The following is a 19,320-nucleotide window of genomic DNA, read 5'->3' as shown; positions in this document are numbered from 1 at the left end:
TAACACAGCGGAAAAATGGAGGAAATATGGAAGACTGTCAGGAATGGTCTGAATGGAGGTAAACGCAAAACGGCAACATCCGTTGCCGTTTTTGGTGTTTTCTCCCTCTCCCTGTGGGAGAGGGCCGGGGTGAGGGCACCAGACCGCACCGCAACAACGCTAGCTAAACATCACCTGCGCCCAGCGCGCCAGACCAGCGGTAACGGAGCCAAAGTCATCCCCACCGGCAATCGGAATGCCCGGCAGCTGTTCCGTCAGCGCTTTTTTGATCAGCGGCGAACGGGCGCTACCCCCGGTCAGGTAAATCACGTCCGGCTTCTCTTTGCCGTTCTCCAGCGCCAGCTGCACCTGCTCCAGAATACGCTGTAGCGGCTGCGCGAGCGCCGTCTCCAGCCCGTCCTGCGAAATCGCGGTGGCCAGATCGTCGCTAATAAACGGCAAGGAGACCGCATGCTCAGCGCGGTCGGAAAGGGCAATTTTGCTCTCTTCGGCAGTGCGCACCACGCGGTAGCTCAGGCGCTGACGCCACACTTTATACAGCAGGGCAACCTTCTCGGCGTCCTGCGCGTCGCGCACCAGATCGTTAAGGAAGCGGCCGTTCGCGGTGCTGTAAAAATCACTCTGCGCAGGCACGTCGTTGATGGCAATCGCGTTCCACCACGGCAGGATCGGCAGGGCGATGCCTTTTTCCGTCTGACCGCCCATGCCGAGCAGCGGCATCAGGCTCTTGAATGCCAGCGCGATATCGAGATCGTTACCGCCTACGCGGCAGCCGCTGTGCCCGAGCAGGCTATTTTCACGATCGCGACGGTTATGCCACTGCGGTCCCATCAGCAGCAGCGAGCAGTCCGTGGTGCCACCGCCGATATCCACGACTAATACGCGCTTCTCTTCCGCCAGCGTGGCTTCAAAGTCCAGCCCCGCGGCAACCGGCTCGTACTGGAACACCACGTCGCGGAATCCTGCCCGGTGCGCCGCGCGTTCAAGGATCCCCTGCGCCTGCTGGTTAGCCTCGTCGCCGCCCAGCCCCTGGAAGTTGATCGGGCGGCCAATGACCGCCTGGGTAATCGCATCGGAGACCTGCGTCTGCGCCTGATTGCGAATATGCAGCATCATCGCGCACACCAGGTCTTCGAACATCGCCACCTGCTGCGGCTTCAGCCCGCTGGCGCCGAGGAAGGATTTTGGCGACTTTACGAAGTAAACCTCTTCAGGATCTTCAATGTAGTGCCCGAGCGAAGAGAGGCCGAACTGCACGCTGGAGGGCGTAACGTCGATGTCTTCCTCGCGGTTAAAGCTGACCGCCCGGCGCAGCAGCGCCTGGGTCTCCGCCGCCGTGGCCGGAACCTGATGGTGGCGGAACAGCCATTCGCTTACCGCTTCACGCGTCGGCGCGCAGAGCATTGAGGGCAGCAGCGTGCTCTCTTTTTCCATTTTCAGGAGCTGTGGCTGCCCGTTTTGCATAATCGCAACCGAGCAGTTTGCCGTACCGTAGTCGAATCCAATAAACACGATAAATCCCCATGCCAGTGAGAAGGGGCGAGACTTTAACGAAATGTCTTCATGGCGACAACAGGAATATGAAAGCAAGGCAATACAAGGTCTTTCCGTTTATGCTGATAAGAACAAAAAAGGAGCAACGATGTACACCCTGAACTGGCAACCCCCTTACGACTGGCATTGGATGTTTGGCTTTCTCGGCGCGCGTGCGGTGACGGGCATTGAAACCGTCACACACGACTACTACGAGCGCAGTTTTGCCTGTGAAGGGCATCAGGGGATATTTCGCGTCACGCCGGATATCGCCACCCATACGCTGACCGTCACGCTCAGTCCGGGGTTAATCCCGGTTGCGCAGACGTGCCTTGAACGCATCGAACGCCTGTTCGATCTCGCCTGCAACCCGCAGCATATCGCGGATACGCTGGGCGATCTCGGTGCTGCCCGGCCAGGCTTGCGTTTGCCGGGGGCGATGGATGCGTACGAGCAGGGCGTCCGGGCGATCCTCGGACAGCTGGTGAGCGTGGCGATGGCGGCGAAACTGACGACGCGCGTGGTGGCGCTGTGCGGCGAACCGGTGGCGGACTGTCCGGGCTATCTCTGCTTCCCCACGCCGGACGCGCTGGCGGCAGCGGACCCGCTGGCGCTGAAAGCGTTGGGCATGCCCGTAAAACGCGCGGAGTCGTTAATTCACCTGGCGCAGTCGGTCATCGACGGGACGTTTCCGCTTTTCCCGCCCGCGAATATTGAGGCCGGGATGAAGGCGCTACAGCAGCGGCCGGGGATAGGGCGCTGGACGGCAAACTACCTGGCCCTGCGCGGCTGGCAGGCGAAAGATGTCTTTCTGCCGGATGATTATCTGATTAAGCAACGCTTTGCCGGGATGACGCCCGCGCAGATTCGGCGTTATGCCGAGCGCTGGCAGCCGTGGCGCTCTTACGCGCTGCTGCATATCTGGTATACCGACGGCTGGACGCCGTCAGTTGATGGCGAAATAGCTGGTGTTGAGCAGTAGATCCAGCGGCTGCGGCTCGGCGATGGTGTCACCAAAGATAAAATCAATTCCGATGCCGGAGAGCGTATCCATCATAATGGGCTGATTGCACGGGCCCGCGATGGTTTTCATCCCCAGACGCTGGGCGTGGCCCTGAACAATGGTCACCATCATCTCATCCATCAGGTTGCCATACACGTTGCTTACCACTTCTGCGTCCAGCATCAGATAGTCGGCCATATTGGCGGTCAGGTGAGTGAAGACGTTCATGTCGTGACCCACCTGGCTGAAGATCACGCGGCAGCCCGCCTGGCGAAGCTTTTGCAGACTCCGCTGCAGGTTTTTATCCGGGCTGCACACCACGTCGGCAGAGATAACCAGATGCAGGAGACGGCCCGGCATCGGGCTTTTATCCAGCAGGTCGAGAAGTTCATCGACCAGCGTTACGCTAGCTAAACCGGCCTCAGAAAGCGGCAGCGCCACTCCCATGCCTTTACTGGCGACCTGGGCGGCAGAGGCGCGGAAAAACTCATTAAAAATGCGCCTGTCGAGGGCGTGCAAAAGCTCAGGCTCGGCCAGGCCCGAGCGGAAGGCATGCTCTTCCTGGACTTCGCCCTGGCTGGTCCACAGGCGTAACGACAGCAGCCAGAAATTACTGCTTTCCGGAATGCGCGGGGAAGCGACGCTGCGGGCGATCATCATCAGGTGATTGTCTTTAATCATGTGCCACTGTTCATCAAGCGACATCATGCTGCGCGTATTGTGATCCCGCTCCTGCTGGGGTTCGTAAACCGTCACCATGCCGCGCCCGCTGTTTTTCGAGGCATAACAGGCTATATCCGCCTGCGACATCACCTCCGACGCCTGATGGTTATTTTCATCAATCAGCGTGATGCCTGCGCTGGCGCCGATCCGGTGCAGGCGGCCTTCCCACATAAAGTGATAGTCATTGATCGTGTGGATCAGGCGCCCGGCGATATAGCGCGCGCTTTCAATATTGCAGTCCGGCAGCAGTAACCCGAACTCATCTCCGCCCAGACGCGCCAGCACGTCGCTGGAGCGGAGCATGGTCAACATCAGAGAAGAGAGTTCCCGCAGCAGGGCATCGCCCGCCGCATGGCCTGCCGTATCGTTGACGGCTTTGAAGCGATCGAGATCGATAAAGACCAGGGCATGACGCTGGCGCGTTTCGCGAACGGTCTGCAGGAGCCGTTTAAGATGATTTTCGAAGCTGACCCGGTTTGCCAGATGGGTCAGGGCATCGTGGGAGGCGCTATAGCTCAGCTGACGCAGCATTTTGCGCGACTCGGTCACGTCCTGAATCACGATAACCGAGCCAATATTCTGCCCGTCCAGCGTGCTGAGCGGCGTAATGCTGTAGTGAATATCAAAATTACCGCCGGTACGGCAGTTCAGCACCACGTCCTGATCAATATCGGAACGGGACATATCGCCGCTGTGAATATTCTCCATCAGCGGCCCTTTTTCACCAAAGGTGATGTGCAACACCTTCAGGATCGGCTGGCCGATAGCCTCGGTCTGCAGCCAGCCGCTCATTTTCTCGGCCACCGGGTTCATAAAGGTGACGTTCATGTTGATATCGGTACACAGCACCGCTTCACCGATGGAGTCGAGGGTAATGTGCAGACGCTCTTTTTCCTGGAAAAGAGCCTCGTTGAGCTGCTTCACCTCGGTCATGTCCATGTTGATCCCGAGCAGCCGTTCGACTTCACCCTGCTTATTGAGCACCCGATTCGCCAGGGAGCGAATATGGCGCACGCCTTCCTTCACGCGGATGCGGAATTCCAGCTTAAACGGCAGGCGGGAAATCAGCGAGTCCCGCAGCACCTGCTCAGCGTGGGCACGATCTTCCGGCAGCATCGTGTCGTGCCAGAGCTGCCAGGTAGGCTTGATGTGCGGCGGGATTTCATATAGCTCAAACATCCGCTTGTCCCAGCTGATAATGTCTGGCTCCAGATCCCACTCCCAGATGCCGATACCGCCCGCTTCGTTAGCCAGCGTAATGCGCTCCATCAGGCGTTTGTTGACCCACTCGGTCTGCTTCAGGTCGTTAATGTCTTCAATCTGGGCGATAAAATAGAGCGGCGAGCCGTCAGCATGGCGCACGACGGAGACGGCAAGGAGCGCCCAGACCACTTCCCCGTTGCGGGTGTAATAGCGCTTCTCGAGGGTATAGGTATTGATGTCGCCGTTGACCAGTTGTTCGAGCTGTTCCAGGTCGGTGTGCAGATCTTCCGGCCAGGTGAGCTGCTGGAAGGTCAGCGACTGAAGCTCCGTCTGGCTGTAACCGAGGAAATTGCACAGCGCCTTGTTAGCCTGCAGCCATTTGCCCTCAATGCTGACCAGCGCCATACCGATGGCGGAATACTCCATCGCATTGCGGAAACGCTCCTCGCTTTCGGTGATGTGCTTGCGCTCTGCGCGGAAGGCGTACATCACCATGGTCATCACGTTGGCAGGCAGGAGCAGCATCAGGAACGGCAGCCAGGGGGCGTTTAGCATCGGCCCGACGTGCTGGGTTGTCAGCGCCACAGGGTTTTGGGCAATCATCAGCGACACAACCATCACCGTAACCAGAAACACCATGAACGCTTCCATCCGCGGCAAGCGCACGGCGCTCCACATAAGCAAAACGATAACGCAGGTGAAAGGCCACGGCAGCCAGGTGATGGCTGCCCAGCTGAGGGCCAGCGTTACGGCCAGCGTGGTCAGGGTTTCAAGCAGCAGTCTCGGGTCACGGTGGCGCAGCAGATAATGCGGTTTGAACAACAGTCCCAACGGTACCACCGCCAGTGCGCCAATAGCTTCGGACAACACCCAGACGAAGAAATTACGCAAGGGTTCAGGGCCGGGAGCCAGCAGAGAGACCAGGACGCCGCCAACCAGCGGCGGTATCACTGCGCTGCCGATGGCCACGCGGACCCAGTCATTCAGATTCTGCAGCGGGTTGTACCATGGGAGCAATTTGCGCAGCAATAGCGCGCCGGTAAAAGCTTCAACCACGTTAATTGAGGTGTAGGTGAGGCTTATCGATCCCCACGAAAACAGCATCCAGGTGGCCAGAATATTGCCGAACGAACAGGCCAGGGCGATTCCCGGCCACATTTTTCCTGCATGGCGGTAAAACGCCACCATCATAATCGCGGTGGGGAACCAGAGCGGGGCCAGCAGGGTGCCGAACCGGGTGAGTTCCAGCGAAAATAAGGTAAAGATAAAGGTGACCAGGCCCAGACAGACAAGTCGTATTAAAGGATGTGGGGTGGTAACCAAAACCCGCTGGTATTGTTTATTCATTACCGCTTTATCCAGAGACGCCATGCCGTCAGGGAAGATGTCCGAACGCGTGAATTTGATAATTTGGTTTATGCTAGTACAAACAATTTACAATTCATATGGTGACCGCTCAGAATTTGACACCACAGACTTATTAAATAGAGGCTCCGTGAAAAAAAACGGTTAAACGCTGAAAAAACGCTCATTTAAATTTCACTCAGGGAATAAAGCGCCTCTTTTCGGCCAGTCTCGCAGAACCTGTGCTTTCGACTGGTATCACGCCCGCGAAATCCCTATAATTGCCGCGTTTGACGCTCCGGCGTCGTCCTTCCTTAACATCCAGGTTAATCAGGTCGCTAAATTTATGACTGATAAGTCTCATCAGTGCGTCATTATAGGCATCGCCGGCGCATCGGCTTCAGGTAAAAGTCTAATTGCCAGTACGCTTTATCGCGAACTGCGTGAACAAGTAGGTGATGAGCATATCGGCGTCATTCCCGAAGACAGCTATTACAAAGATCAATCCCATCTGTCGATGGAAGAGCGCGTCAAAACCAACTATGACCACCCAAATGCAATGGATCACAGCTTGCTGTTCCAGCATTTAGAAGCGCTCAAGAGCGGCCAGGCGATTGAGCTGCCCGTTTACAGTTACGTAGAACACACCCGCACCCAGGAAACCATCCGCATCGAGCCGAAAAAGGTCATTATCCTTGAAGGCATCCTGCTGCTGACCGACGCCCGCCTGCGCGAATCCATGAACTTCTCGATTTTCGTTGATACCCCGCTGGATATCTGCCTGATGCGCCGCATCAAGCGTGACGTAAATGAACGCGGCCGTTCGATGGACTCCGTCATGGCGCAATACCAGAAAACGGTCCGCCCGATGTTCCTGCAGTTTATTGAGCCATCCAAACAATACGCCGATATCATCGTGCCGCGCGGGGGTAAAAACCGCATTGCTATTGATATCTTAAAAGCGAAAATCAGCCAGTTTTTTGAATAAGCCGCGCGAATTGTGTACCGTTCAGAGATAACCTGGTTTTACCCTGAGCGCTTAACGCCTCAGGGTACGATGCATGAAAGGAGAAAGTGCCATGCGTCTTTGTGATCGCGATATAGAAGCCTGGCTGGATGAAGGCCGTTTGTCTATTACCCCACGTCCACCCGTTGAGCGTATCAATGGCGTGACCGTTGATGTTCGGTTAGGCAATAAATTCCGCACCTTTAGCGGCCATACCGCACCGTTCATTGACCTTAGCGGGCCGAAGGACGAAGTCAGCGCCGCGCTCGATCGCGTGATGAGTGACGAAATCGTAATCGATGAAGGCGAAGCTTTTTATCTGCATCCGGGTGAACTGGCCCTGGCGGTGACGTTTGAATCTGTCACCTTACCTCCGGACCTGGTCGGCTGGCTTGATGGCCGTTCTTCGCTGGCGCGACTGGGGCTGATGGTTCACGTGACCGCGCACCGTATCGATCCAGGCTGGTCGGGGCGTATCGTGCTGGAATTCTTCAATGCCGGTAAATTGCCGCTGGCGCTGCGCCCGGGCATGATGATCGGCGCGTTGAGCTTTGAACCGCTGTCAGGCCCGGCAGATCGTCCTTACAACCGTCGGCAGGACGCAAAATATCGCGACCAGCAGGGCGCGGTTGCCAGCCGTATTGATAAAGACTGATCGTTAGCCCATTGAGGATGCCATGAGAAGAGTTCTGACAACGCTGATGATTTTGCTGGTGGTGCTGGTGGCTGGCCTTTCGGCGTTGGTTCTGCTGGTTAACCCCAACGATTTCCGCGCTTACATGGTGCGGCAGGTCGAGGCGCGCAGTGGTTATCAACTGAAGCTTGACGGGCCGCTGCGCTGGCACGTCTGGCCGCAGCTCAGCATTCTCTCTGGCCGCATGTCGCTCACGGCGCCGGGGGCGGCCCAGCCGCTGGTGTCCGCAGACAACATGCGCCTTGATGTGGCGCTGATCCCGCTCATTTCCCATCAGCTGCAGGTTAAGCAGGTGATGCTGAAAGGCGCGGTGATTCAGCTCACCCCGCAAACCGAAGCCGTGCGTGATGCCAGTGCGCCGGTTGCTCCGCGCGAAAATACTCTGCCTGATGATCCGTCCGATACCGGCTGGTCCTTTGATATCGGCAAGCTGAAAGTTGCCGATAGCGTGTTGGTTTTCCAGCATGAGCACCAGGAGCAGGTGACCATTCGCAACATTAACCTGCAGATGGAACAGGATGCTCACCATCTTGCGTCGCTGGAATTTAGCGGGCGCGTGAACCGCGATCAGCGTGATTTGTCCCTGTCGCTGAATGCTAATGTGAACGCCTCAGACTATCCGCACCAGCTTACGGCCGACATCCAGCAGCTGAACTGGCAGCTGACGGGTGCCGATCTTCCCACCCAGGGGATCACAGGGCAGGGAACGCTGCAGGCCGTGTGGCGCGAAGAGCAAAAGCAGCTGGAGCTGGATAATCTCAACCTGCAGGCAAATGACAGTAGCCTGAAGGGGCAGGCGAGCGTCACGCTCGAAGAGAAGCCGAAGTGGGTGCTGAATCTGCAGTTTGACAAGCTCAACCTGGAAAATCTGCTGCCGCCTCTGCCCGCCAGCGCCACGGACAGCGATACCACGCAGACGGGGCAAAGCCAGGCACCGGTATCACGTCCGGTAATCTCGTCTAATCTCGATCAACCTGACTATAACGCCCTGCGCGGGTTCACGGCGGATATTCTGCTGAAAGCCAATAGCCTGCGCTGGCGCGGAATTGATTTCACCGACGTGAGCAGCCAGATGTTTAACCATAATGGTTTGCTGGTGATCTCCGAGCTTAGCGGAAAGATGGGCGCAGGGAACCTCTCGCTGCCCGGCACGCTGGACGTCCGTAAAGACGTTGCCACCGCCGAATTCCAGCCGCGTCTCGACAACGTTGAGATAGGCACCATCCTGAACGCGTTTAACTATCCGATATCCCTGACGGGGCAGTTGACGCTCGCGGGTGACTTCTCAGGCACGAAAATTGATGCCGATGCTTTCCGCCACGAGTGGCAAGGGCAGGCGCATCTTGATCTGAAAAATTCCCGTATGGAAGGGCTTAACTTCCAGCAGCTGGTGCAGCAGGCGGTCGAGCGCAGCAGCGATGTGAAGGCCCAGGATAACTACGACAGCGCCACGCGCCTCGACAGCTTCACCACGGACCTGACGCTGGACAGCGGACAACTTACTCTCGACGGTATGCAGGGTACTTCTTCACTCTTATCAATGACCGGTGAAGGTAAGTTGGATCTGGTGAAAGAGACGGCTGACACGCGCTTTAACGTGCGGGTACTTTCCGGCTGGCAGGGTGAAAGCAAGCTCATCGACTTCCTGAAAGAGACGCCGGTCCCGCTGACCGTATACGGCAAATGGCAGGCCCTGAATTACAGTCTGGAGGTGGATCAGATCCTGCGTAAGCATCTGCAGGATGAAGCGAAACGTCGGCTTAGCGGCTGGGCGGAACGCAATAAAGATTCACAGGACGGTAAGGATGTGAAGAAGCTGCTGGATAAGCTTTAATGTCCGTTGCGCCGGGTGGCGTTGCGGCCTGATGCCCTCACCCCGGCCCTCTCCCACGGGAGAGGGAGCAAACACTAAAAACGGCAACCGGGTTGCCGTTTTGTTTTACCTAAACCTCAAAATCCAGTTCTTCCTCATCCCGCAGCGGAATGAGCTGAACCTTCTGCACGCGATGGTTTTCAATCTGCAGCGTTTTGAGCAGATAGTCGCCAACCTGAACTTCTTCCCCCGGCTGCGGGATACGCTGCAAATACTCCATCAGCAGACCGGCAATAGTGTGATATTCCCGTTTTTCATCCAGCGGTAGCGGCACGTATTGCACCAGGTCTTCCAGCGGCATATGGCCGTTAGCCGTCCACGAACCGTCTGCGTTTTTCTGAATGTCATGGCGGGCATCAATCTCATCCACCTCGTTAGGCAGATTACCGGCAATGGTTTCCATGACGTCGCTGAGCGTGACCAGTCCTTCCACAGAACCAAACTCATCCACCACAAAGGCAAAGTGCGTGCGCGCGTTACGGAATTGCTCAAGGGCGGAGAGCAGCGGTAGTCCCTCCGGGAAAACCAGCGGCTGGCGGACCAGGACGCGCAGATTGAGCGCCTCGCCGTGCAGCTGCTGCTGGAGCAGGTCAATAACATGCACCACGCCCAGCAGCTCTTCTTCCTCTTCACCGCCGGTCACCACCACGCGGGTGTGCTGGTTTTTATCCAGCAGGGCGCGAATGTGCTCTTCCGGTGCCGTCAGGTCGATATGCTCAATGTCATGCCGCGAGGTCATGATGCTGCTGACCGTCCGCTGGTTCAGATTGAGCACCCGCTCGATCATCCGTCGTTCCTGCGGGTCGAAGATCAGCCCGTCGCTGTGATCGGCCAGCATGGCGGAGGATTCGGCATCCAGCTCCGCATCCTCTTTCTTACCGCTTAGCAGGCGCATAACCGTGTCGGCCGTGCGCTGACGCAGGGTCTGATTCGCGGACAGGAAGCGGCGGCGGTTAAATATCGCCAGCTGGTTGAGCGCTTCAATCATGACCGAGAAGCCGATGGCGGCGTACAGGTAACCTTTCGGAATATGGAAGCCAAAACCGTCGGCCACCAGGCTAAAGCCAATCATCAGCAGGAAGCTCAGGCAGAGGATCACGATGGTCGGGTGACTGTTCACAAAGCGGGTCAGCGCCTTGCTGGCCATGACCATCAGCGTGATGGCAATGATCACCGCGGCCATCATCACCGCAAGGTGGTCCACCATCCCGACGGCGGTGATCACCGAGTCGAGAGAAAAGACCGCATCCAGCACCACGATTTGCGCCACCACCGGCCAGAATTTCGCTCCGCGGCGCTGGGTCGGGTTCTCGCTGTCTTTGCCCTCCAGCCGCTCGTTGAGCTCCACCGTGGCTTTGAACAGCAGGAACAACCCGCCGAAGAGCATGATCAGATCGCGGGCGCTAAAACTCAGGCCGTGAATGGAGAACAGAGGCTGAGTGAGCGTCACCAGCCAGGAGATAGAGGCCAGCAGCAGTAAACGCATCACCATCGCCAGCAGCAGACCCGTCACGCGCGCGCGGTCGCGCTGGGAAGGGGGCAGTTTTTCAGCGAGGATGGCGATAAAGACCAGATTATCAATCCCGAGCACGAGCTCGATGACGACCAGCGTAACCAGCCCGGCCCAGATTGAGGGATCGGCAATCCATTCCATAGTAATAGCAATACCTTCTGTTATATGACGAATGTCACACTTCGATCATGGATAAAGCTGGGGGAAATTGCAATGCCGGGCTGAGATTTCTCTTAATACGACGGGTAAAAAAGAGAGCATTCTCAATAGGGTGTAAATAAGCGAAATACGTATATTTAATTACAATGAAGGCATTTTAGGATATATCGCAGGTGATGATTTTTACTCTCATTTTGTCAATATAAAGAAATTCCTAAAAGGTCAAAAATTTGCTCTTAATATTAATCTTAAAAACCGATATTAGGACAGTTGTCTCCTTGCCTGCTATTAGGTTAGCTGCAACAATTCTCCCAGCATCAAATGTTAAATCTCGGTGTTGCTATTAATGTTCGGTCTTCAGGGATGGTTATTCATTATCCGTCGGGTTTCTCAAGCGACTGATATATATCCAGAAGACCTTGCTCAAGAGGGTGTCTATCCATAACACATTGTTTAGTCAGTGGATTGGTAACTGAAAAGCCAAGGGCGGTAGCGTGCCTGAAAGCGTGTGAATCAGCCTCGATTATTCTGTCAATAGCCAATGGATGAATAAGCTTTTTTTAGGACTGATGCCAGTTATATTTCTATTTGATTAACTGCATGCTGAAACCCAATACGACTCGAGCTTATTTAAATTGCACAGGATAATTACTCTGCCAAAGTGATAAATAATCAATGATGAAATCCAAAATGAAATTGATGCCATTATTGGTGTCTGTGACCTTGATGAGTGGTTGCACGGTCTTTCCCGGCAGCAATATGTCAACAATGGGTAAGGATGTGATCAAGCAACAGGATGCCGATTTTGATCTCGACAAAATGGTGAATGTTTATCCACTTACGCCTCGTCTGGTCGAACAATTACGTCCACGTCCGAATGTTGCCCAGCCGAATATGTCGCTGGACCAGGAAATTGCGTCCTATCAGTACCGCGTGGGGCCGGGTGACGTGATCAACGTGACCGTCTGGGACCACCCTGAACTGACCACGCCAGCGGGCCAGTACCGCAGCTCAAGCGACACCGGTAACTGGGTGCAGTCAGATGGCACCATGTTCTATCCCTACATTGGTAAAGTCCATGTTGCAGGGAAAACGCTTGCCGAAATCCGTAGTGATATTACCGGCCGCTTAGCGCAGTACATCGCCGATCCGCAGGTGGACGTTAATATCGCCGCATTCCGCTCGCAAAAAGCCTATATCTCTGGACAGGTGAACAAATCCGGCCAGCAGGCCATCACCAACGTTCCTCTGACCGTACTGGATGCCATCAACGCCGCGGGCGGGTTAACCGACGGAGCCGACTGGCGCAACGTCGTGCTCACCCACAACGGGAAGGAGCAGCGTATTTCGCTGCAGGCGCTGATGCAAAACGGCGATCTGACCCAGAACCGCCTGCTCTATCCGGGCGACATTCTCTACGTGCCGCGCAATGACGATCTGAAAGTCTTCGTGATGGGTGAAGTGAAGAAACAGAGCACCCTCAAAATGGACTTCAGCGGTATGACGCTGACCGAAGCGCTGGGCAATGCTGAGGGTATCGATCTGACGACCTCTAACGCGACCGGCATCTTCGTTATCCGTCCGCTGAAAGGTGAGGGCAGTGCGAAAGGCAAGATTGCCAACATCTACCAGCTGGATATGTCCGATGCGACCTCTCTGGTGATGGCAACGGAGTTCCGTCTCCAGCCATACGATGTGGTGTACGTCACCACCGCGCCGGTTGCCCGCTGGAACCGTCTGATCAACCAGTTGCTGCCAACCATCAGTGGCGTTCGCTACATGACGGATACGGCGCGCGACATTCATACCTGGTAATCCGCGATGTTTAACAAAATTCTGGTGGTATGCGTGGGGAACATTTGCCGTTCCCCTACGGCTGAACGGTTGTTGAAACACTACCAGCCCGAACTGACCGTTGATTCGGCCGGGCTGGGTGCACTGGTCGGTAAAGGTGCCGATGAGCGCGCAACGAGCGTGGCGCGGGATCATCACCTCTCTCTCGACGGCCACGTGGCCCGCCAGGTCACTGGCCGCATGTGCCGGGAGTATGACCTGATCCTGACGATGGAAAAACGCCATATTCATGCGCTGTGCGATATCGCTCCGGAGATGCGCGGCAAGGTGATGCTGTTTGGTCACTGGGACAATGAACGTGAAATCCCCGATCCGTATCGCAAAAGCCATGAGGCCTTTGAGGCGGTTTACACCTTACTTGACCAGTCTGCCCAACAGTGGGCGCAGGCACTGAAAGTTCAGCAGGGATAACAATGACAGAAAAAACAAGACCTTCTGCCGCCCCGACTTCGGGCAGTGATGAAATTGATATTGGGCGCCTGGTCGGCACTGTTGTAGAGGCAAAATGGTGGGTGCTTGGCATTACCGCCGTGTTCGCCGCGGCGGCCGTCGTCTATACGCTGTTCGCCACCCCTATCTACAGCGCCGACGCGCTGGTGCAGATCGAGCAGAATACCGGCAACTCGCTGGTGCAGGACATTGGTTCCGCGCTGGCGAACAAGCCGCCGGCATCCGACGCCGAAATTCAGCTCATCCAGTCACGCCTGGTGCTGGGTAAAACGGTTCACGACCTCGGGCTCGATATCTCCGTCACCAAGAATACCTTCCCAGTCTTTGGTGCCGGCTGGGATCGGTTGATGGGACGAAGCAACGACACGGTAAAAGTCACTGACTTCGTGCTGCCGAAAGGGGCGGCCGATCAGACGTTTACCCTGAAGGTGCTTGGCCCGAAACAGTACCAGCTAACCAGCGACGCAGGCTTTAGCGCCCGCGGTGAAGTGGGGCAGATGCTGACCAAAGACGGCGTCAGCATGATGGTCAGCGCGATTAACGCCCAGGAGGGCGGCGAATTCACCGTCACCAAATTCTCCACGCTGGGGATGATCAACAATCTGCAAAATAACCTGACCGTCACCGAAAACGGTAAGGACACCGGCGTGCTGAGCATGACCTTTACCGGTGAAGATAAGGATCAAATCCGCGACATCCTGAACAGCATTACCCGCAACTATCTTGAGCAGAACGTTGAGCGTAAGTCAGCGGAAGCGGCGAAAAGCCTGGCCTTCCTCGCCAAACAGCTCCCGGAAGTGCGCGCCCATCTGGATGATGCCGAGAACAAGCTGAACGCCTATCGTCAGGATAAAGACTCCGTTGACCTGCCGCTTGAAGCGAAATCGGTCCTCGATTCGATGGTCAACATTGATGCGCAGCTCAACGAGCTGACCTTCAAAGAGGCGGAGATTTCCAAGCTTTATACCAAACGTCACCCGGCCTACCGCACGCTGCTGGAGAAACGCCGCACGCTGGAAGAGGAGAAGGCGAAACTCAATGACCGCGTGACCGCGATGCCGAAAACGCAGCAGGAGATCGTGCGTCTGACCCGCGACGTGGAGTCAGGACAGCAGGTTTACATGCAGCTGCTGAACAAGCAGCAGGAGCTGAAAATCACCGAAGCCAGTACCGTTGGTGACGTGCGCATCGTTGACCCGGCCATTACCCAGCCTGGCGTACTGAAGCCGAAGAAAGCGCTGATTATTCTCGGCAGCATTATTCTCGGCCTGATGCTCTCCATCGTGGGCGTGCTGCTGCGTTCGCTGTTCAACCGTGGTATCGAAAGCCCGCAGGTTCTGGAAGAGAGCGGTATCAACGTCTATGCCAGCATTCCGCTGTCCGAGTGGCAAAAATCCCGCGACAGCGTCAAAACCATCAAGGGCGTCAAGCGTTACAAACAGAGCCAGCTTCTGGCGGTGGGTAACCCGACCGACCTCGCCATCGAAGCGATCCGTAGCCTGCGCACCAGTCTGCACTTCGCCATGATGCAGGCCAAAAACAACGTCCTGATGTTAACCGGCGTGAGCCCGTCAATCGGTAAAACCTTCGTCTGCGCCAACCTGGCAGCGGTGGTCAGCCAGACCAACAAGCGCGTGCTGCTGATCGACTGCGATATGCGTAAGGGCTACACCCACGAGCTGCTGGGTACCAACAACGTTAACGGTCTGTCGGAAATCCTGCTCGGCAAAGGTGAAATCAGCCAGAGCGCGAAACCTACAACGGTGCCGAAATTTGACCTGATCCCACGCGGTCAGGTACCGCCTAACCCGTCCGAGCTGCTGATGAGCGAACGCTTTACCGAGCTGGTGGAGTGGGCGAGCAAAAATTACGACCTGGTGCTGATCGATACGCCTCCAATTCTGGCCGTGACCGACGCGGCCGTTGTTGGCCGCCATGCGGGCACCACGCTGATGGTAGCGCGTTACGCGGTGAACACCCTGAAAGAGGTGGAAACCAGCCTGAGCCGCTTCGAGCAGAACGGGATTGAGGTGAAAGGAGTGATCCTGAACTCCATCTTCCGCCGCGCGACCGGGTACCAGGATTACGGCTATTACGAGTACGAATATAAATCTGACAGCAAATAAAAATCCCCCTCACCCTAACCCTCTCCCCAGAGGGGAGAGCAGCTTTCTCCCTCTCCCTCCGGGAGAGGGGCGGGGTGAGGGATAAGGGGAAGACCATGACCACACAACGCCCTTTAGTTTCAATCTATATGCCGACATGGAATCGTCAGCAGCTGGCGATCCGCGCAATCAAATCCGTCCTGCGACAGGATTACGATAACTGGGAGCTGATCATCGTTGATGACTGCTCTTCCTCGTATGAACAGCTGCAAAAGTTTGTGACTGACCTCAACGACCCGCGGGTGGTCTATACGCATAACGCCATTAACTCCGGCGCATGTGCGGTGCGTAATCAGGCGATTATGCAGGCCAAAGGGCAGTATCTGACCGGGATCGACGACGATGACGAATGGACGCCGAACCGCCTGTCTATCTTCCTGTCGCATAAAGAACAGCTGGTCACGCACGCTTTCCTGTATGCCAACGACTATGTCTGCCAGGGCGAGGTTTACTCGCAGCCCGCGAGCCTGCCGCTGTATCCGAAATCACCGTACTCTCGCCGCCTGTTCTACAAGCGCAACATTATTGGTAACCAGGTCTTCACCTGGGCGTGGCGTTTCAAAGAGTGCCTGTTCGATACCGAACTCAAGGCCGCGCAGGATTACGATATCTTCCTGCGCATGGTGGTGGAATACGGCGAGCCGTGGAAAGTGGAAGAGGCCACGCAGATCCTGCACATCAACCACGGGGAGATGCAAATCACCTCCTCGCCGAAAAAGTTCTCCGGCTACTTCCATTTTTACCGCAAGCACAAGGACAAGTTTGACCGTGCCAGCCGTAAATATCAGCTCTTTACCCTCTATCAGATCCGCAATAAGCGCATGAACTGGCGCACGCTGCTGACGCTGCTGTCCGTGCGTAACGGCAAGCGCCTGGCTGATGGACTTCGGGGGAAATAATGTTTCTGGAAGATTGCCGCGCTAACGGCTGGAGCCTGCGTCCGTGCTGCATGGTTCTGGCGTATCGCATCGCGCACTTTTGCTCGGTGTGGCGTAAGAAAAACGTGCTGAACAATATCTGGGCAGCACCCGTGCTGGTGCTGTACCGCATCATCACCGAATGCTTTTTTGGCTATGAAATTCAGGCCGCTGCCACCATTGGCCGCCGCTTTACCATCCATCACGGCTATGCGGTGGTGATCAACAAGTTTGTGGTCGCCGGGGATGATTTCACCATTCGTCATGCGGTCACCATTGGCAACCGCGGGCCTGACAGCCTGGCCTGCCCGGTCATCGGCAATAACGTCGAGCTGGGGGCGAACGTGGTGATCATCGGTGACATTACGATTGGTAATAACGTCACGATTGGTGCTGGCAGCGTGGTGCTGGACAGCATTCCGGATAACGCGCTGGTGGTGGGAGAAAAAGCCCGCGTGAAGGTGATTAAATGAACATTCTGCAATTTAACGTACGCCTCGCAGAAGGCGGAGCGGCAGGCGTGGCCCTGGATTTGCACCAGCGCGCGCTGCAAAAAGGACTTCAGTCTCGTTTTATTTATGGCTACGGCAAAGGCGGCAAGAAAAGCGTTAGCCACGATAACTTCCCGCAGGTGCACAAGCACACGCCGCGTCTGACCTCGATTGCCAACATTGCGCTGTTCCGCCTGTTTAACCGCGATCTGTTTGGCAACCTGAACAATCTTTACCGCACGGTTACCCGCACCACGGGCCCGGTTGTGCTGCATTTTCACGTGCTGCACAGCTACTGGCTGAATCTGGAAGAGGTGGTGGCGTTTTGCCAGAAGGTGCAGGCCCACAAGCCGGACACCCGATTCGTCTGGACGCTGCACGATCACTGGAGCGTGACGGGCCGCTGCGCGTTTACCGACGGCTGCGAAGGCTGGAAAGATAACTGCCAGAAGTGCCCGACGTTAAGCAACTACCCGCCGGTGAAGGTGGATCGCGCGCATCAGCTGGTGGCCGGAAAGCGTCAGCTGTTCCGCGACATGCTCTCGCTCGGCTGTACGTTTATCTCCCCGAGCCAGCACGTAGCCGATGCCTTCAACAGCCTGTACGGGGCAGGGCGCTGTCAGATTATCAACAACGGCATCGACGTAGCGACGGAAGCCATTCTTGCCGAGCTGACCCCGGTGGCCGAAACCGCGGGCAAACCGAAGATCGCTATCGTTGCGCATGACCTGCGTTACGACGGTAAGACCAACCAGCAGCTGGTGCGCGACATGATGGCGCTGGGTGACAAGATAGAGCTTCACACCTTCGGCAAGTTTTCACCGTTCGAAGGGGCCAACGTGGTGAACCACGGGTTTGAGACCGACAAGCGCAAGCTGATGAGCGCGCTGAATGAAATGGACGCCCTGGTGTTCAGCTCCCGCGTGGATAACTACCCGCTGATCCTCTGCGAAGCGCTCTCTATCGGCGTGCCGGTGATTGCCACCCACAGCGATGCGGCGCGTGAAGTGCTGGAAAAGTCCGGCGGGAAAACCTTCACGGAGCAGGAGGTCCTGCCTCTGGTACAGCTGCCGAAGGCGCAGATTGCTGAGATCGTTTTTGGTACTGACCTGGGATCGTTCCGCAACCGCAGCCGCAAGGCCTACAGTGGACAACAGATGCTGGAGGAATATGTCTCGTTCTATCAGAATCTGTAGTTATCTGCTGCTGCCGCTGATCTACCTGCTGGTCAACGTCAAAATTGCCCAGCTCGGCGAAAGCTTCCCGATAACCATCGTAACCTTCTTGCCCGTTCTGCTTCTGCTGTATGTCGATAAAATCAACCTCAAGAAGCTGATGATTGCCTTAGGGCTGGGCACGGGCCTGACGCTGTTTAACTACATCTTTGGCCAGTCGCTGGATGCCAGTAAATACGTCACCTCGACCATGCTGTTTGTTTATATTGTTATTATTATCGGAATGGTCTGGAGTATTCGGTTTAAAACTATTTCTCCGCACAATTATCGGAAAATCCTTAGGTTCTTTTATATTGCCGTTGCGTTAATTGTTATGCTTGCCGCGCTGGAGATGGCGCAAATTATTCTCACCGGCGGCAGCAGCCTGATGGAGATAATTTCGAAATATCTCATTTACAGTAACAGCTATGTATTGAACTTCATCAAGTTTGGCGGGAAGCGTACTACGGCCCTCTATTTTGAACCGGCGTTTTTCGCTCTGGCGTTAATCTCAATTTGGCTCAGCATCAAACAGTTTGGTATCAAAACGCCTAAGACCGATGCTATGATTCTTGCAGGAATTGTTCTGTCTGGATCGTTCTCAGGGGTAATGACATTTATCCTGTTTTACCTGCTGGAGTGGGCGTTCCAGTACCTGAACAAAGATGCGATTAAGAAAAAACTGCCGCTGGCGATTATCTCCCTGACGGTATTTATGGTAGGCGTGATATTTGCCTTCCCGTACATCTCAGAACGTCTGGGTGATTTGGGAACGGAAGGGTCTTCGTCCTATTATCGCATCATTGGGCCACTGGTGATGGTGGGTTATTCCTTAACCCATATTGATGGGGTAGTAAGATTCGGCTCACTTTACGAATATGTTGCATCATTCGGAATCTTTAACGGTGCGGATGTCGGTAAAACCATAGACAATGGTCTGTATCTGTTAATTATTTATTTTTCGTGGTTCGCCGTACTGTTGACCCTGTGGTATCTGTTTAAAGTTTTCAAAATGATGATTAACGCGTTTGGTGATAACCAGAACTTTCGCGTTCAGCTTTATCTGTTTACTCCGGTGTCGCTGTTTTTTACCGGGTCAATATTTAGCCCGGAATATGCTTTCTTGATTGTCTGTCCGTTTATTCTGCGCAAGGCGCTTAATATTACGAACGTATGAC

General features: G+C 55.6%; 14 protein-coding genes. 11 read left to right on the top strand and 3 right to left on the bottom strand.

All coding sequences use genetic code 11. The features are described from left to right. Window positions 1–159: 159 nt before the first annotated feature. Window positions 160–1,512: a molecular chaperone gene (yegD, locus tag DFO52_RS04915; protein WP_059347026.1), complete on the bottom strand. Its 1,353-nt coding sequence runs from the start codon at window positions 1,510–1,512 to the stop codon at window positions 160–162. Window positions 1,513–1,642: 130 nt separating this feature from the next. Here yegD and alkA point away from each other — a divergent pair, with 130 nt between their 5' ends. Further along, window positions 1,643–2,515, top strand: a complete 873-nt coding sequence (alkA, locus tag DFO52_RS04910) for a DNA-3-methyladenine glycosylase 2 (protein ID WP_133549553.1) — start codon at window positions 1,643–1,645, stop codon at window positions 2,513–2,515. Here alkA and DFO52_RS04905 read toward each other — a convergent pair. Continuing rightward, window positions 2,480–5,809: a diguanylate cyclase gene (locus DFO52_RS04905; protein ID WP_133549551.1), complete on the bottom strand. Its 3,330-nt coding sequence runs from the start codon at window positions 5,807–5,809 to the stop codon at window positions 2,480–2,482. The genes alkA and DFO52_RS04905 overlap by 36 nt on opposite strands. Before the next feature lie 343 nt (window positions 5,810–6,152). Here DFO52_RS04905 and udk point away from each other — a divergent pair, with 343 nt between their 5' ends. The 3 genes from udk (at window position 6,153) to asmA (ending at window position 9,340) form a co-directional block, all read left to right on the top strand. Next, complete coding sequence (udk, locus tag DFO52_RS04900) at window positions 6,153–6,794, top strand: uridine kinase (protein ID WP_008500855.1); 642 nt, start codon at window positions 6,153–6,155, stop codon at window positions 6,792–6,794. Window positions 6,795–6,885: 91 nt separating this feature from the next. Beyond that, entirely contained in the window at window positions 6,886–7,467 is a 582-nt protein-coding gene (gene dcd / locus DFO52_RS04895) for a dCTP deaminase (protein ID WP_023312408.1), read from the top strand. 22 nt (window positions 7,468–7,489) lie between these two features. Then, window positions 7,490–9,340, top strand: a complete 1,851-nt coding sequence (gene asmA / locus DFO52_RS04890; protein ID WP_133549549.1) for an outer membrane assembly protein AsmA — start codon at window positions 7,490–7,492, stop codon at window positions 9,338–9,340. Window positions 9,341–9,449: 109 nt separating this feature from the next. On the opposite strand, the gene DFO52_RS04885 is transcribed toward asmA, so the two are convergent. Continuing rightward, window positions 9,450–11,033, bottom strand: coding sequence for a TerC family protein (locus DFO52_RS04885; protein ID WP_023312406.1), 1,584 nt, complete (start codon window positions 11,031–11,033; stop codon window positions 9,450–9,452). A 693-nt stretch (window positions 11,034–11,726) separates the two neighbouring features. Between DFO52_RS04885 and DFO52_RS04880 the strand changes: the two genes are divergently transcribed. The 7 genes from DFO52_RS04880 to wcaD all read left to right on the top strand — a co-directional run bounded on the left by DFO52_RS04880 (window position 11,727) and on the right by wcaD (window position 19,319). Continuing rightward, window positions 11,727–12,866: a polysaccharide export protein gene (locus DFO52_RS04880; RefSeq protein ID WP_014170829.1), complete on the top strand. Its 1,140-nt coding sequence runs from the start codon at window positions 11,727–11,729 to the stop codon at window positions 12,864–12,866. Between the two features lie 6 nt (window positions 12,867–12,872). Then, a complete protein-coding gene (gene wzb, locus DFO52_RS04875) occupies window positions 12,873–13,316 on the top strand; it encodes a low molecular weight protein-tyrosine-phosphatase Wzb (protein ID WP_023312405.1) in 444 nt (147 codons plus the stop codon). 2 nt (window positions 13,317–13,318) lie between these two features. Then, a complete protein-coding gene (gene wzc, locus DFO52_RS04870) occupies window positions 13,319–15,481 on the top strand; it encodes a tyrosine-protein kinase Wzc (RefSeq protein ID WP_059347023.1) in 2,163 nt (720 codons plus the stop codon). 95 nt (window positions 15,482–15,576) lie between these two features. Continuing rightward, complete coding sequence (wcaA, locus tag DFO52_RS04865) at window positions 15,577–16,419, top strand: colanic acid biosynthesis glycosyltransferase WcaA (RefSeq protein WP_023312403.1); 843 nt, start codon at window positions 15,577–15,579, stop codon at window positions 16,417–16,419. Then, the gene (gene wcaB, locus DFO52_RS04860) at window positions 16,419–16,910 is read left to right on the top strand and encodes a colanic acid biosynthesis acetyltransferase WcaB (protein ID WP_059347022.1); all 492 of its coding nucleotides are present in this window, start codon (window positions 16,419–16,421) and stop codon (window positions 16,908–16,910) included. The genes wcaA and wcaB overlap by 1 nt, the downstream gene beginning before the upstream one ends. Next, window positions 16,907–18,124, top strand: coding sequence for a colanic acid biosynthesis glycosyltransferase WcaC (gene wcaC, locus DFO52_RS04855; protein ID WP_133549547.1), 1,218 nt, complete (start codon window positions 16,907–16,909; stop codon window positions 18,122–18,124). Before wcaB ends, wcaC begins: the two co-directional genes overlap by 4 nt. Beyond that, window positions 18,099–19,319, top strand: a complete 1,221-nt coding sequence (wcaD, locus tag DFO52_RS04850; protein ID WP_029742034.1) for a colanic acid polymerase WcaD — start codon at window positions 18,099–18,101, stop codon at window positions 19,317–19,319. Before wcaC ends, wcaD begins: the two co-directional genes overlap by 26 nt. Window position 19,320: the final 1 nt, after the last annotated feature.

Origin of the sequence: Enterobacter sp. AG326, assembly GCF_004362415.1 — a bacterium.
Classification (GTDB): domain Bacteria; phylum Pseudomonadota; class Gammaproteobacteria; order Enterobacterales; family Enterobacteriaceae; genus Enterobacter; species Enterobacter asburiae.
The sequence above is the reverse complement of the archived record's forward strand: the minus strand, read 5'-3'. Positions and strand labels throughout refer to the sequence as shown.

Bases quoted from the DNA above. Each gene is read 5' to 3' on its own strand.
- alkA (WP_133549553.1), top strand. From the start codon at position 1,643: ATGTACACCCTGAACTGGCAACCCCCTTACGACTGGCATTGGATGTTT.
- DFO52_RS04905 (WP_133549551.1), bottom strand. From the start codon at position 5,809: ATGAATAAACAATACCAGCGGGTTTTGGTTACCACCCCACATCCTTTA.
- udk (WP_008500855.1), top strand. From the start codon at position 6,153: ATGACTGATAAGTCTCATCAGTGCGTCATTATAGGCATCGCCGGCGCA.
- dcd (WP_023312408.1), top strand. From the start codon at position 6,886: ATGCGTCTTTGTGATCGCGATATAGAAGCCTGGCTGGATGAAGGCCGT.
- asmA (WP_133549549.1), top strand. From the start codon at position 7,490: ATGAGAAGAGTTCTGACAACGCTGATGATTTTGCTGGTGGTGCTGGTG.
- DFO52_RS04885 (WP_023312406.1), bottom strand. From the start codon at position 11,033: ATGGAATGGATTGCCGATCCCTCAATCTGGGCCGGGCTGGTTACGCTG.
- DFO52_RS04880 (WP_014170829.1), top strand. From the start codon at position 11,727: ATGATGAAATCCAAAATGAAATTGATGCCATTATTGGTGTCTGTGACC.
- wzb (WP_023312405.1), top strand. From the start codon at position 12,873: ATGTTTAACAAAATTCTGGTGGTATGCGTGGGGAACATTTGCCGTTCC.
- wzc (WP_059347023.1), top strand. From the start codon at position 13,319: ATGACAGAAAAAACAAGACCTTCTGCCGCCCCGACTTCGGGCAGTGAT.
- wcaA (WP_023312403.1), top strand. From the start codon at position 15,577: ATGACCACACAACGCCCTTTAGTTTCAATCTATATGCCGACATGGAAT.
- wcaB (WP_059347022.1), top strand. From the start codon at position 16,419: ATGTTTCTGGAAGATTGCCGCGCTAACGGCTGGAGCCTGCGTCCGTGC.
- wcaC (WP_133549547.1), top strand. From the start codon at position 16,907: ATGAACATTCTGCAATTTAACGTACGCCTCGCAGAAGGCGGAGCGGCA.
- wcaD (WP_029742034.1), top strand. From the start codon at position 18,099: ATGTCTCGTTCTATCAGAATCTGTAGTTATCTGCTGCTGCCGCTGATC.